Source organism: Affinundibacterium seohonense, assembly GCF_014284305.1.
GTDB classification, from domain to species: Bacteria; Pseudomonadota; Gammaproteobacteria; order Burkholderiales; family Burkholderiaceae_D; genus Undibacterium; species Undibacterium seohonense.
In genome coordinates this window covers 77597-92785 of sequence record NZ_JACOFW010000002.1, presented here as the reverse complement: position 1 = coordinate 92785, position 15189 = coordinate 77597, and the positions used below count along the sequence as shown (strand labels likewise).

The 15189-nt window shown below is 47.9% G+C and carries 11 protein-coding genes; 4 read left to right on the top strand and 7 right to left on the bottom strand.

Features of this window, described 5'->3' with window-relative positions; translation table 11 throughout:
- Window positions 1-91: 91 nt before the first annotated feature.
- Window positions 92-3529 carry an EAL domain-containing protein gene (locus H8K52_RS02530; RefSeq protein ID WP_186921124.1) on the top strand — a complete coding sequence of 1146 codons (3438 nt, stop codon included), beginning with the start codon at window positions 92-94 and terminating at the stop codon, window positions 3527-3529.
- Between the two features lie 76 nt (window positions 3530-3605).
- Complete coding sequence (locus tag H8K52_RS02525; RefSeq protein ID WP_186921485.1) at window positions 3606-4187, top strand: ATP-dependent Clp protease proteolytic subunit; 582 nt, start codon at window positions 3606-3608, stop codon at window positions 4185-4187.
- Window positions 4188-4263: 76 nt separating this feature from the next.
- Here H8K52_RS02525 and H8K52_RS02520 read toward each other — a convergent pair whose 3' ends face one another.
- The 3 genes from H8K52_RS02520 to H8K52_RS02510 form a co-directional block, all read right to left on the bottom strand.
- Entirely contained in the window at window positions 4264-4650 is a 387-nt protein-coding gene (locus H8K52_RS02520) for a RidA family protein (RefSeq protein WP_186921122.1), read from the bottom strand.
- A 54-nt stretch (window positions 4651-4704) separates the two neighbouring features.
- Complete coding sequence (locus H8K52_RS02515) at window positions 4705-5433, bottom strand: substrate-binding periplasmic protein (RefSeq protein ID WP_186921120.1); 729 nt, start codon at window positions 5431-5433, stop codon at window positions 4705-4707.
- A 159-nt stretch (window positions 5434-5592) separates the two neighbouring features.
- A complete protein-coding gene (locus tag H8K52_RS02510) occupies window positions 5593-6006 on the bottom strand; it encodes a PaaI family thioesterase (protein ID WP_186921118.1) in 414 nt (137 codons plus the stop codon).
- A 219-nt stretch (window positions 6007-6225) separates the two neighbouring features.
- Here H8K52_RS02510 and H8K52_RS02505 point away from each other — a divergent pair, with 219 nt between their 5' ends.
- Together H8K52_RS02505 and H8K52_RS02500 are read left to right on the top strand one after the other, a co-directional pair.
- Window positions 6226-7626, top strand: coding sequence for a Gfo/Idh/MocA family protein (locus H8K52_RS02505; RefSeq protein ID WP_186921116.1), 1401 nt, complete (start codon window positions 6226-6228; stop codon window positions 7624-7626).
- 181 nt (window positions 7627-7807) lie between these two features.
- Window positions 7808-8023, top strand: coding sequence for a hypothetical protein (locus H8K52_RS02500; RefSeq protein ID WP_186921115.1), 216 nt, complete (start codon window positions 7808-7810; stop codon window positions 8021-8023).
- Between the two features lie 164 nt (window positions 8024-8187).
- Here the strand turns inward: H8K52_RS02500 and H8K52_RS02495 are convergent, their stop codons facing one another.
- The 4 genes from H8K52_RS02495 to H8K52_RS02480 all read right to left on the bottom strand — a co-directional run bounded on the left by H8K52_RS02495 (window position 8188) and on the right by H8K52_RS02480 (window position 14771).
- Entirely contained in the window at window positions 8188-10572 is a 2385-nt protein-coding gene (locus tag H8K52_RS02495; protein WP_186921113.1) for a DEAD/DEAH box helicase, read from the bottom strand.
- 338 nt (window positions 10573-10910) lie between these two features.
- A complete protein-coding gene (locus H8K52_RS02490) occupies window positions 10911-13082 on the bottom strand; it encodes an NHL repeat-containing protein (protein ID WP_186921111.1) in 2172 nt (723 codons plus the stop codon).
- 268 nt (window positions 13083-13350) lie between these two features.
- Window positions 13351-14310 (bottom strand): alpha/beta fold hydrolase, encoded by a 960-nt coding sequence (locus tag H8K52_RS02485; RefSeq protein WP_186921109.1) that lies wholly within the window; start codon window positions 14308-14310, stop codon window positions 13351-13353.
- 74 nt (window positions 14311-14384) lie between these two features.
- A complete protein-coding gene (locus tag H8K52_RS02480) occupies window positions 14385-14771 on the bottom strand; it encodes a hypothetical protein (RefSeq protein ID WP_186921107.1) in 387 nt (128 codons plus the stop codon).
- Between the last annotated feature and the right edge of the window lie 418 nt (window positions 14772-15189).

Sequence of the window (15189 nt, the reverse complement as noted above, 5' to 3'; positions counted from 1 at the left end):
TTTGTAATAAGTCATAGACCACTTCCCAATTTTCAGGCAATCTAACTACCCTGCTCTGTCAAGTCAATCCGCACAACCAAGGCATTAAGCGATGAACTCACCATTGGGCGTCACGCGGCAACGCTTCATTTTATTCGCTACCCTGTTGTATAGCGTTTTCGCACTAGCATGGATTTTTTTATCCGATCAATTATTATCGATGTTCACCGACGTCGATTCGATGATTTGGTTATCGACCGCCAAGGGTGTGTTCTTTGTCGCAGCGACGGCGACTTTGTTTTATTTTGCCATGTGTGCGGTGCCACCCGCCAAAAGTGCGCAAGCATCGAGCCTGCTGAACTTACTCAACCATAGCAACCACCGTCAACGACACTCTCCTTGGTTAGTTTATGGACTGACATTGGCGCTCACCATAGGGATGTTCACTTTGCATCAGCTCATTGCGATTGGCATACACGCCAAGCCGATGCTGATCTTATTCATCTTTCCTGTGGTCTTAAGCGCCATGTTGGGTGGTTTTTGGCCAGGCTTATTGTCGACCAGTCTGGCAACAATCGCCGTATATTTTTTTTCCTTCGTACCAATTTATGGTTTGACGACCCCGGATTCGAAAGAATTATTTCAGTGGCTATTTTTTATCGTCAATGGCTTAGCCGTCAGCATCCTCAGTGAGCTACTACAGCGATCCGTCATGAAAGATGAGCATCACCGGCGTCTGCTCGATGCGATCATCTCCGGCACTTCGGATGCGGTATACGTGAAGGATTTGCAAGGCCGTTACCTAATTGTAAATCAAGCCATCAGTCACTATCTGGAACGTCCAATCGAGGACATTCTGGGGGCAAGCGATGGCGATTTATTTGACGAAGGATCTTGCCAATTTATTCTCGCGAAAGATCAGGAAATTACCACGACCGGGCTTAGACAAACCCACGAGGCTTCTTTAGTTACCATTTCCGGTAAGCGCCTGATTTTTCTGACAACTAAAGGACCACTATTTGACGAGAAAGGCGAAGTTTGTGGCGTTTACGGGATCTCGCATGAGATCAGCGCCATCAAACAAATTGAAGCAGATCTGCGGGTGGTCTTACAAGAAGCCGGGGATGCTATTTGGATTAGCAACGCTAGCCAACGATTTTTGTTTGCGAATCCGGTCGCCTGTAAACTAACCGGACATGCATTAGAACAATTAAGGCAAATGCACATCGCGGATGTATTAGCACATGAGGAAAAAGCCCAGCTAGATGGGCATTTGGAACAACTAAGTGGGGATAATTTTATTCGACGCGATTGGCGTTTGTTGCATCAAAATGGTGAGATTGTCGACGTAGAGATCATTACCAAGAAATTGCCCGATGGTCGCTACATGGCTTTTGGTCGCGACCTAAGCGAAGTCCATCGCGCGCAAAAGGCTTTACAGGAGCGGGAGAAACAATTGGCGCGTGTACTTGAAGGTACCGATCAAGGTTATTGGGATTGGAATTTGCAAACCGACCAATTCGAGTTGAGCGCCCGCTGTGAAACCATGCTCGGATATACCGCTGGAGAATTAGTAAAGACACCTGAATACTGGTCGAACTACGTGCACCCGCTTGACTATCCAAAAGCTTTAGACTCGATCAAAAGGCACCTCGCGGGACTTAGCCCGAGCCATCAGATGGAATTACGTTGTCTGACTAAAACAGGCGAATGGCGCTGGATACTAACTCGTGGACGGGTCGTTGAATGGGATAGCGAGGGTCAAGCTTTGCGCATGTCGGGCACCCACACCGACATTAGCGAGAGGAAGCAGTTTGAACACGCACAACGTGACGCCTCCACGGTTTTTACCAGCAGTTATGAGGGCATCATGGTGGTGGACATCAATGGCTTGATTAGCAAAGTCAATCCTGCCTTCATGCGTATCACGGGCTTTCGAGAGGATGAGGTGTTAGGCCAAAGTCCTAAGATTTTATCCTCCGGACATCATAGCGACGATTTCTACCAACACCTTTGGAAAGACTTAATCAAAAATGATTTCTGGCGTGGCGAAATTTGGAATCGTCGAAAAACCGGCGAGGAATTTATTGAGCTCTTATCGATCTCTACGGTACGCGATGAGTTCGGCACAGTCTTGCATTACATTGGCGTTTTTTCTGATATCAGTCAACTCAAAGCGCATGAAGCAGAACTCGACAAAATTGCCAATTACGACACCTTAACTGGCTTACCAAACCGCCGCCTCTTAAGCGACAGGCTCAATCAAGCATTGATCCGTGCGCAACGTGACCGCAGTTTATTGGCCGTGTGCTTTCTCGATCTAGATGGCTTCAAAGCGGTCAACGATGAACACGGCCATCATGTTGGTGATCAACTGCTCATTGGCGTGACCGAACACATGCGTACCGTGTTACGCAGCAATGACACACTGGCGCGCTTGGGCGGTGACGAATTTGTCATCCTACTGTCAGACATCAAGAGCAGCTTTGAAAGTAATCAAGTGTTGGACCGTATCTTAATGGCAGTCAGTCGCCCGGTGCGACTCGATGCATTAGCATTACAGGTATCCGCTAGCATTGGTGTTAGCCTCTTTCCCGATGATAACGTCGATGCAGACAGTCTGATGCGACACGCTGATCAAGCGATGTACATCGCAAAAAATGCTGGCAAAAATCGTTACCACTTGTTTGATCCTGAGGGAGACCGAAAAGCGCAATTCCATCGCAGCTATCTAGAGCTATTAACGCAGGCATTAACCAATCACGAGTTTGTCTTGTACTATCAACCTAAGGTGGATCTGCGCGATGGTCACATCATCGGCGCCGAAGCCCTGATACGTTGGGCGCACCCTGAACGAGGCATTTTACCGCCATCAGAATTTCTATCCTATATCCATGGTAGCCAACTCGATCAAAAGCTGGGGGAATGGGTAATACGACAAGCACTAACGCAGGGGGAAATTTGGCATAGACAAGGACTGCTGCTTAGCATTAGCGTCAATATCAGTGCCGATCACTTGGTACAACAAGATTTTTCCGAACACTTGGCGTTCGCTTTATCGCAACATCCCGACATGCCCCCGCAATGCTTTGAGTTGGAGGTCTTGGAGACCGCCGCCATCGCCGATATCGAACAAGCGGTCACCATCTTGCAAACATGTCGTCAACTCGGCGTGCACTTCTCCCTGGATGATTTTGGTACTGGCTATTCATCCTTAACTTATTTGCGCAAATTACCCATTGATACTTTAAAGATTGACCAAAGTTTTGTGCGCGACATGTTGCAAGATAACGATGACCTGGGAATCGTTGAAGGCGTCATTCGCCTGGCCAAAGCCTTTCGCCGAGAGGTCATTGCCGAAGGTGTCGAAACACTGGCACATGGCGCGGCCTTACTCGATCTGGGCTGCCATCTGGCACAGGGTTATGGCATCGCCCGCCCTATGCCTGCAGATGAGTTCGAAATCTGGGCACAAAAATGGTACGCAGAGCGCCTTTGGTTACATTTAAAGAATATCGGGCCAGCGCCAACATCGTTAAAAATCGAGTAGCATGTCGGTTTTACCGAAATCCTGCAGTCCTGTGGCAACAGCGATACCACAGTTTATTTTGAATGAGAAAGTGATTATGTCCGAAGACAAAGAAAAGCAAGCCGAAGCCGCTAGTCCATTCTTGGAAGAAAAAGCGTTTAAATCCCGCACCGTACTCGTTTTTGGCACCATCAACGATAAGTTGGCAGCAGAAGTCAGCAAGCGTTTAATCGCCTTGTCTGCGGAATCAAATGAACCAATTACCTTATTGGTATCCTCTCCTGGTGGGCACGTAGAATCTGGTGACGTGATCCATGACATGATCCGTTTTATCAACGCACCGGTGCATGTGGTTGGCACGGGCTGGGTTGGTAGCGCTGCCGTTAATGTATTTTTAGCAGTGCCTAAAGAACTTCGCGTGTGCTTACCAAATACGCGCTTCTTGATTCACCAACCTAGTGGCGGCGCTGGTGGCCAAGCCACTGATATCGCGATTCAAGCACGTGAAATCGTCAAGATTCGCGAACGCATCGCGGCCTTAATCGCCAAGGAATCGGGTCAGACTTTAGAACGTGTGACCAATGATATCGAACGCGATTATTGGATGAGCGCGGTGGAAGCGAAGGAATACGGTTTAGTGTCGCGCATTATTGTGCAACAAAACGAGTTGGATGCCTGAGCCTAAAACTAGGTACCCAAAAAAAATCGCAACATGGTTTCTGCCATGTTGCGATTTTTTTTGAGATCGTCAGCTTTTATTTTGCTTGCTTAATCGCCGTGACTTCAATTTCTATTTTCATCCGAGGATCGGCCAATCCCGCCGAAATCATCATAGCGGCCGGACGTATGTCGCCAAAGTATTGCCGCAACACTGGCCAACACAATTCAAATTGCGTCGCATCGGGCACGACATAATTAACCCTGACGACATCGGCCAAGCTCGCTCCAGCTTGAGTGAGCGCAGCAATAATATTTTGTAAGCACTGTTCAGTTTGGACAACGATGTCGTCAGCAATGGTCATGCTGCTATAGTCAAAGCCAGTGGTTCCGGAAACAAATACCCAATTGTCGTGAACGATGGCGCGTGAATAGCCTATTTTCTCTTCGAAGCTCGAACCTGAGCTGATGCGTAATCTGGTCATAGTCTCTATCCTGTCAATACAGCTGACAATATTGCTCACAACATGGGGACATACTTATTTCGGCAATGCCTTATTAAACCGCTGTAGCAACTCATCCGACACTTGCTGGCTGCACATCAAAAACCGTTCTGGCCCTTGTGGCATTCCTAGCGGTTTAAAAATGTACAGCTTATCTTCACCGATTAACTTGATCATATTTAAAGCTTCGTCTTCTGGCACAAAAATAAAATCAGCGCGTCTTGCCGCGATCATTTTTGCCATGTTCATTGATTCTGCAGTAGTACCCACCACGGTGATACGTGAACGCTCAATCGCGTCATCGATCACGGTGCCATAAGAAGCGGATTCTTTTTTCAGTATCTTGATACCAGGTAGACTCAAGGTTCTCAATAGATCCATCCCCTTATCTGGCTGAAAATCCTTATGCGCGAGCATGACGGATGGACGCGTGGTATCACGCAATATTGCGAGGGAAAATTTGGCGTACTTTTGCCGATCTCGGTTTTTAAACATACCGACTGCACACACAGCGTCATCATTGGCTTCGACTACGTTCAGTTGCCGCTTAAACGGTGTCTCTATCCACACGTAAGAAATATCAGCAGCGAGCATCGCCTGCTCTACCGGTGTCACCACCAATCCAGTAATTTTGCCACGGCTATCGCGATACGACATCGGTTCACGAATTTCGTACAACAGTTTGAGTGCATCCGCAGCAAACGCCTGTGTCGACAGACTGCAGATACACAAACCGAGTAGCAATTGGATACAACGATGATTCATTAAATAAGGACGATCAATCTACAATTAGCGAGCAGGAAATAAGTACCGCCAGCAAAAAATTTCTGCGCGGCAAGCGAAGCATACGAATTTGCGCCTACCTTGTCAAAGCTTTGTGGATTATTAGTTTAAATGATTAGCCACATTAAAAAGACACTATGACTAAACCCGTGGCGGTATCGCATAAGTGCACACGACATGCGCCAACAAATCGCTGACGCCCTCAGAAAATAAGGAGACCTCACCCACCGCCAAGGTCTTACCGACTTTCAGCAAATGACACTGCGCGACGATGTCACGATCAGCCGCCGGCTTACGTAAGAAGTTAATGCTTAAATTTGTGGTCACTGCCAGAGGCACGATACCGATTTCAGAGAGTAAAGCGACATACATCGCAATATCGGCAACCGCCATTAGAACTGGACCCGACACTGTCCCACCAGGACGTAAATGCGAGCCGTCGATCACTTGACGAATAGTCGCACACTGATCCCCGACAGCTTCTACGATCACCGAACTCTGCGGAAAATCGGTTTGCAAAAAATCTTGTAGTTGTTTTACAGTTAGCTGTGGCATGGCGATAATCATCAAATAAAAGTGATGCGAATGACTCTACCACAATCAACACAGGTGAATAGACAAGTGCAGCTCCTAAAAAATAACTAAACGAAGCCTTGAATATTAATCGCTGTTATATGTATGGTGTTTGGGTAAAATTTGATCGGACAGCTTTGTATTCAACGCCAAAACCAACACGAACCAACACCAATAAACACCAACAAAAGAGACCGATCTATGACCTCATCTAACAACGCCACGCGCCGTGGTTTTTTACAAACCTTAAGCGGCTTGACCGCTGGCCTTGCCAGCTTGACCAGCCTGCAAGCTGCCGCACAAAGCAAGGCACAAAAAACCAACACCGCGCAACGTCCACGCCAGGCCAAATACATGGGCGACTTCGTTGCCCCTAAACTGGATAAAGTGAAAGTCGCCATCATTGGTGTCGGTGCACGCGGTTCAGGCCATGCGTCACAGCTCGCCGCCATCGATGGCGTGCAATTTGTCGGTATTGCCGATGTGGTCGAAGCACGTGCAAAAAAATCCGAAGCGGCTGTCGCTAAATTTGGACACACACCGAAAGTTTATTTTGGCGACGACAACGGCTGGCGCACTATGCTGACAGAAACCAAGCCAGATGCCGTCTTTATCAACACCCCATGGAGCCTGCACGCACCGATGGCAATTGCCTCCATGCAGGCTGGCGCGCATGCCTTTGTTGAAGTGCCGATTGCCACCACGCTCAAAGAGATGTGGGACATCGTGGACGCCTCGGAAGCGACAGGCCGTCACTGCATGATGATGGAAAACGTCAACTACGGCCGCGAAGAATTGCTATATCTGAATATGGTTAGACAAGGTGTCTTGGGCGATTTGTTGCATGGCGAAGCCTCCTATATTCATGCACTACGCTTCCAAATGGAGAATGGCGATTCCACTGGTTCATGGCGCACTTTTGAATACGCTAAACGCAACGGCAATCTATATCCAACGCATGGCTTAGGTCCGGTCGCACAATACATGAATCTGGCGCGTAGCGAAGATACGTTTGGCCGCATCTCCTCCTTTTCGTCACCAGCCAAAGGCCGTGCAGCGTATGCGAAAAAGTCCACAAAACTGACCTCGGAGAAATTTAGAGAGCTCGATTTTAAAGGTGGTGACTTAAATACCTCCATCATCAAAACCACACTAGGCCGTACCATCATGGTGCAGTGGGATGAAACCACACCACGACCTTATTCACGCCACAATACGATCTGGGGTGTGAATGGCGTATTAGCTGGTTTCCCAAATCGTATTTCTGTTGAAGGGATCACCAGTAATTATCACAAATGGGCAGAAGGCAAAGAGTGGGAAGCGATTGCACAAAAATACGAACATCCACTCTATGTGCGCTTAGGTGAGCTAGCCACGAAAATGGGCGGACATGGCGGCATGGATTTCTTGATGCTCTACCGTATCATCGAGTGCCTGCGCAAAGGCGAAGCACTGGATCAAAATGTCTACGAAGGCTGCTTCTGGTCAGCCGTCGGCCCACTGAGTGAGAAGTCAGTTGCCGAAGATGGTAACTCTCAAGTCTTCCCAGACTTTACGCGTGGTGATTGGAAGACCACCAATCCTCTAAAAATCATCGCCTAACGACGAGCAAAAGATCATTCGCCCACGACCAAAGGCGGATGATCTTTAGGCGACTAGCCAATCAACAACAAGAATTCTTAAAATCTACTCAAATTCATTTTTTAAAAAAACTTTCCATGATACTATTTTTTGTGACTTGTTCGAAACATGTCACTCAACCTATTCATCAACGGAGATAAAAATGATTAAATTAAAAAAAGCCCTGTTTAGCTTTGCAATTGGACTCGGTATCGCAGTTTCTATGAGTCCCGCCTATGCCATTACTTATGAATATTGCGTTGATCTCTTATGCGCCTGCGCACAAGGTGAGCAAAGCGCTTGCCAACAGTTCAGTGCTAGCCGCTGCAATCGCCTGATCTACTCCGGCGATGTTGGCCAACTTTGTGAAGTCCGCTAAGACCGTCGTATCGAAGCAAGCAAGAACAACTTGGATGGCAGACTACAATTTTCTGTCGTCAAATTTGCATAAAAAAAGTCCACCTTAATCACTGTTAGGGTGGACTTTTTATTGGGTTTTGTCACGTCGACTTTGGTCACAGATCAAAGTCGCTCGACTTCACATCAATACTTCTTGGCCTTACTAACGCCTTTAACTGTTTCAAAACGGCTACTGCTACCACCGCGTGCTGTTGCTGGTTTTTTGACGCGTGGGGCTGCCTCTTTTTCGGCTACACGACGATTGCCACCAGCAATGCGTTCTTTCAAAGGGACTGGCTTGGCATTCACTAACATCGTGCTGCTGCCAACTTCTTTGATATCAAGTTTTTTACCAGCGACCCACACGCCTTTTAAATGCGTGAGGATGTCTTTTGGCATGCCAACTGGCAAGTCAACCGTAGAATGGTCGTCAAACAAACCAATGTGACCGATTAACTTCGCGTCTAAACCAGCTTCATTTGCAATCGCGCCGACGATATTGCCTGGTGTGACTGCGTGTTGTTTGCCGACTTCAATGCGGAAGGTTTGCATGGGAATCGCGACTTTGCCTTTGCTGTCAGCGCGTTTTTTGTCGGCTTTGGCTGGGGCTTCATCGGCTGGGAAAGTGGCTGCGCGTTCGACCACTTTGTCGAGTTTGCTACGATCGGTTTTCTTTTCGAAACTATCACTGCGCTCTGTGCGCTCGGCACGTGGAGCGCGCTCTGCGCGATCGCTGCGTTCGCTAAACTTACGTGGTGCTTCGTCGTTGCTACTCGCAGCTTCGCCATCTGCACGAATGTTCAATGCTTGACCAGCGACACGTACCCTCTTCAAATGCGACAACATATCTTTTGGCAAATCTTCTGGCAGATCCAAGACCGTGTAATCGTCGTAGATGTCAATGCGACCGATATGCTTGGAATCGATATTCGCTTCGTTCGCAATCGCGCCGACGATATTGCCTGGCTTAACGCCGTGCTCATGACCGACCGCGATACGGAAAGTGCGCATACCTGGCTCAGCTGTGCGTGGGCTATGTTCGCGACGTGGGCCGCGGCTTTCGCGATCACTGCGGTCGCCAAATCGGCTGCCACGCTCATTGCTGTCGCCACGAGCTGGACGATCACCACGTTCGGTGCGGCTGCTACGTGAAGGCGCCTCATCGCGCCAGCTATCGTCGCTCTTGACTTCGCGTTTATTCTTATCGAGCAGCAGTGGCTCGTCGCCACGTGCCATCTTGGCTAATGCCGCAGCGATTTCAAATGCGGGTACGTTATGCTCGCTTTCGTATTCAGAGATTACGTTCAAGAATTGTTCGAGTTCGCCCTGTGCCAAAGTCTCAGTGATCTGATCTTTAAAGCGTGAAATACGCACATCATTGACAGCTTGAATGGTCGGCAATTCCAACGGCGACACTTTTTGACGCGTGGCACGTTCGATCGCGGTTAAGAGATTTTTTTCACGAGGCGTGATAAACAAAATCGCTTCACCGCTACGGCCTGCACGACCAGTACGACCGATACGATGCGTGTAGCTTTCTGGATCATGCGGGACGTCGTAATTGACGACGTGGCTGATACGTTCTACGTCCAGACCGCGCGCTGCAACGTCGGTCGCGACCAGAATATCGATCTTGCCGTCTTTTAATTGTTGAATCGTGCGTTCACGTTGTTGCTGTTGAATATCGCCATTAATCGCTGCTACTGAGAAACCACGCGCCGCCAATTTGGAAGCGAGCTCTTCGGTACCGAGTTTCGTGCGGGCGAAGATAATCATGCCGTCAAAAGTTTCAGCTTCCAAAATACGCGTCAATGCGTCGAGCTTGTGCATGCCGCTGACCAGCCAATAGCGTTGGCGAATATTGTCGGCAGTGCCGGTTTTCGCCGCTACTGTGATTTCAGCAGGTTTGTTCAAATAAGTTTGCGCAATGCGCTTGATCACGGAAGGCATAGTCGCAGAGAACAACGCAGTTTGATGACCTTCTGGTGTCTCTTGCAAGATGCGTTCTACGTCATCGATAAAACCCATGCGCAGCATTTCATCGGCTTCATCCAGCACCAAAGTTTTGAGCTGCGATAGATCGAGTGAGCCTTTATCCAAATGATCAATCACGCGACCCGGCGTACCGACGACGACATGCACACCACGGCGCAAGGCAGACAATTGTGGACCATAACTTTGACCGCCGTAAATCGGCAAGACATGAAAGCCTGGGATATAACGCGCGTAAGTCTGAAATGCCTCTGCAACCTGAATCGCCAATTCGCGCGTTGGTGCTAATACCAGTGCTTGCGGTGCAGTTTGACGAATGTCGATGTTCGACAAAATCGGTAACGCGAACGCCGCAGTTTTACCCGTTCCTGTTTGCGCCTGACCTAAGACGTCACGACCGTCTAACAAAGTTGGGATGGTTGCGGCTTGAATCGGCGATGGCGATTCGTAACCAACGTCGCTCAAGGCGCGTTGGATGGCTTCACTCAATTGCAAGTCAGCAAAGGTGATAGACGGGGATAATTGGGCTTCAGACATGGGGCGGGCTCACTAGAGGAACATCGGGTACAAGAGGCGCGTTTTTCACAGGATGCGAAAAAGCATAAGGCCGTAGTTTACTCTTAGATGCTGTTTATGCCTAATAGCTTTGCGATTTTTCGCTTAAAAATCATGCAATTAGCTTGAAAACACCGACATTTCAGTAATAAAAAATTATCTTCTGTCAAAATGACAATGCCGCATAGGCGTTCTTGCGGCATTGTCAGTCATTTGCACGCAAAGCGGCAAAGCTTATTAAATTCTGGCCTAAGCATCTAACCCAGCCAAGCGCGTCTTGTGTTCACTTTTCATCATCCGAGCAGGCACGCAGTGGTCATTTACGGCAACACAATTTTTAAGATGGCGTCATCCACAGTTGCGTACAGCGAATTTGACCCTAACCATAGGAAACTGGTAATTTGATGCAGTCTGGTACTTTGCAGATTGCCAAGCTGCATTCCACACTGTCCGGCCGCACCAGCGATCAAGGTTTCAACCCCAGAAGAACTAAGTTTATACAAAGCGCAAGCCTTGGAAAAATAGATATTGCCTTGGTCATCAGCAAGCATCTTGCTGTTCAAATGGGGATTTGTGTTGTGCAGTTTTGCGACAGAGCCTAAGGCGGTTCGTTTGTAAATACCTGGGTCACTGCTGGGATCGCGGGCAAAATACAAATTGCCTTTGCCATCCGAAGCCAAAGCGCTTACCGCTCCTATAGATTCCATTCCTGATAATTTTGTCAGGCTGCCGTCGGCGTGCAATTTGTGCACACCATCTCCATCCGCAACGAATAAATTGTCTTTGCCATCAAAGACCATATCGCAAACTTTCCATTCACGAACGCCAGTCGGGCAGTCTGCAATTTTTGCCGTCACTTTCGTGCGCTTGCCATCAGGGGTAATTTTCCAAATAGCATTTTCGCCAAAAGGAGTAGGCGGAACAAAGACGCTGCCTACCATCAATAGTCGATTGAAAATCCAGATGCTGGAATCGTTATCGACCACTAGCTGATTCGGTGCCGTAAAAGTTTCAGCCATCTTAGTGCTATCAGCTTTTCCCCACCAAAGATTTGGCGCAGATAATGTCGTGACGGTGCCATCGACAGCGATCTTGCGCAAAGTCAGGGCATATTGTTTCCAAGATTGGCCATCAGATTCTAAAAGGTTTGGCGTGTCTTCAATAACATAGAGATTGCCCGCAGGATCTTTACTCATCGCAAAAGGGCGTAAGAAACGTGCGGCATCTACGCGACCGTCAAGACGCTTACCTTGTGGCTTCCCATCAAGCATGCCAGCAAAGACGCTAACACTCCCCTGTGGGGCAACCCGAATAATTCGATCCAAAATAGGATCTGTCAGATAAATATTGCCATCCTTATCGGCTGTCGCATCGGGCGAATCGAACTCAAGATTTTTAGCGGGAAGGAGCTTGCCATCACTAATTGATGTGAAACTCCAATTGCCTCCGGCTTGCAATTTGTGGATACCATTACGATCCAACACAGTCGGAAGAGCGCCCGCATTTGGAATGATGCGTGCAGGAGATTCGAATTTCGCTGTACTCAAAGTCGAGACTACGCCCGCTGGGCTTATTTGGCGCAACTGATATTTACCGCTAGCGAGTTCTTGGTCCAACACATAGACCATCTTATTTGGGAAGACCACCAAGTTGCTAATTGCCACAAAACTCGCATCACTGCCGACACCATCTTTTGCGACCGTGGCGGGCGCATTACCGGCAAGCACTTGTCGATTTTTTGTCACGGTGGCGAAACTTTTACCATAGACCGTCGAGCCACGATGATAAATATTGCCATCGATATCGCGATAGTCAGCGATGTCTGGCAGGTCGGTATAATCGACTGGGATTTTGCTTCCATCTGAAGAAATCAATAGCGCTTCTTCCCCGTCTTTGGTGTACATGAATCTGCCAGAAAAATGACGTAGCTTCAACCATACTTTGTATGATGCCGTGGAGGGTTTAATGATGGCTGCATACGTACTAACCGCAGCTGCTTTGCTCAAACGACGAATGCGATTATTACCCTCGTCCCATACGTACAAATTGTCCTCAGCGTCTGCCACGATATCGTTAGGAAGAGCAAATCGTGCCGCATTTCCTAAAGCGTCGATATAGCCCCAGCCACGAACGGCGCCAGCGTAAGCATAGGTGCCACTGGCACTAGGGCGTACAAGCAAGGTGATCGATTTACTCACCGTACCCACGCTTGCCGTGATTTTGACATTGCTCGCAGCTTCTACCGTGCCCAGCGGTGGTGGAATATAGTCAACTGTGTTGCCGGCACTTGCACCTAGACTTCCGAGATTTCCTTCAAGCCGCCAATTTGGCGCACCCGCACTACCGCTAATGCTCGCTGAAATCACGAGATTTGGTGCGCCAGCCTCGACCTCTGAACTCAAGGAGGTCAGTGCAATATCGATTGAGGGAATTGAAGCTGGTGGCGTCGAAGAACCACCTCCGCAAGCGCTTAAAAACAAAAGGGTAGACACGGCAAAAGTGCTTTTCCAGCCAGCAAGAAAAACCTTCGCCTTAAAGGCCATAGAAGTTTGTGAAATCATAAATAAGTAAAAGCGAATGTAGGGAGTGGACTAGAAAAACGCAATGCCAAATAGTCGAATCAAGATGGTATTAAAACATTTACCTATCTTATCATCGAACACTTAAAAAATTAAAACTAGTCAGACCCAAACAGGCCTAAGCCACATTCGCCAGAACACCGAGATGATCGACAATCGGTGCTATCGACCATCTAAACCCTCATAGCGTATTCAAAAACGCCGCCAACTTCTCCTGAAACACTTGGGGCTGGTCGTACATAGGGAAATGACGTGAGCCAGCAATCGGTACCATGCGCAATTTCGGCGTGCCTTTCATTAAGCCTTCGTAGTAAGCATGTTTGGCTTCTGCCGAGACATTCATAGCCTCAAAATCTGGTGCATAGTAAGGTGAGACCAAAGCGAGTGGAACACTGATTGCAGGTAGATCTTTACGGATATCCATCTTAAGTAAATCTGCCATGTATTCTGCAGTCGCTACGGAATCACTCGTTGCGCTAAAGGCCGCGATTTTATCGGCGATTTGTGGATCAACCATTCCCATGGTGCGCATGTATTGCGTCTGCTGTTGTGCAAAGGTTTTTTGATCCGCACTCGCCAATTGCTGGCGCATATTTTCCGCCATAACGAGACGCTGTTCCATACTCATAAACTCGGTGCGTGGGAACACCGGCAAACCGTCAACCCCAAATACACCACTGATTAAATTCGAGTGCGTTTGCGCAAACCACATCGACAACGCGGAACCTAGGCTGTGGCCAACTAAGACCGGCTTTTGGATTTTCTGCGTTTGAATCAATTCCAACAATGACTCTTTCGCCTTCGCTAATTTAGGACCAGCAATCGCCGGTTTGCCATTAAAACCGGCCAAGGTGATCACATACAATTCGTGATCTTTTTGTAGATGCTTGACAGTCTCATCCCACACATAAGCGCCACTCGATAAACCTGGAATCAAGATGATGGGTGCGCCTTTGGCAGCGGCGTTGGCATACTTCTCGACGTACATACTGCCTACTTGGAACTGCTCAGCCGCATTCGCGCTAGAGCTAATTGGTGCGGCTGCGGGCGCGGCATACACGGTCGATACGTTTGTAATAGCAAAGGCGGTCATGCAAGCCATCGCGGACAAAGTCATTTTTACAGTGGATGTGAAGTTCATGATGTTCTCTCTAAATAAAGTAGGGTTAGATTCAAAAATGGTAGTGACAATTTAGTGAAATAATGGTGTCGCGATCAGCAAGTGCGACCACGACGAATCAACAGTAATACCACCAATGCCACGGCAAAAAAACAATAGCTAGACATTGCACTAATTTGCGAAAAGCCTGCGCCTTTTTCTGCGCTGAAATTGCAAACAAACACGGCAGTCAATGCCATTGCCACTCCCATCTTGCGAGAGATCGCGCGGCACGCCGTTTGGTCACCACGTTGATGATGGCGGTGAAAGGCGAAGCAAAAAGCAGCGATCGGCAACATTGGCAAAAGATTGAAAAACGTTGCGCCAATCTCAGCGATCAATTCCGTTTTAAAAATCATCATCAGCGACCAAGTCATGGCTGCGAATATGATCGATGCATTGAGTTCGTTACGGGATTGTGTGTTGATAGAAATTGATTTCATGATGTTCTCCTAAATAAATTTTTGATGACAGTTTTTGGTGTATTGCAATCGTTTCGGCACAAGCATGTAAAGCAAAGTTGACACATCAGGTGATAAAAAAAGCAGGGAATCCAACGACGCCTTGCTACCTTTAACAGCACTACACGATATCATTTCAACGTCATGTAAAGCTCGCTTGACACACCAAACTAAAAAATAAGCAGCGTGCGAAAACTTCATTGCGAGCTGCTTGGTTTTTGTTGCCTACCCCATTCACCGCTCCTCTAGAGTTCGCCGAATGTGTAAAGCATGTTTGACATAGTAAACCAAAAAAAATCTTTGTCAAGCGTCCTTTACATAAAGTTTTAAAGTTTTTTTCTTATGGCTCAACCATACTTTTTTATCGACTTTGTTGAATCCAATGCCATTCAATATGAAC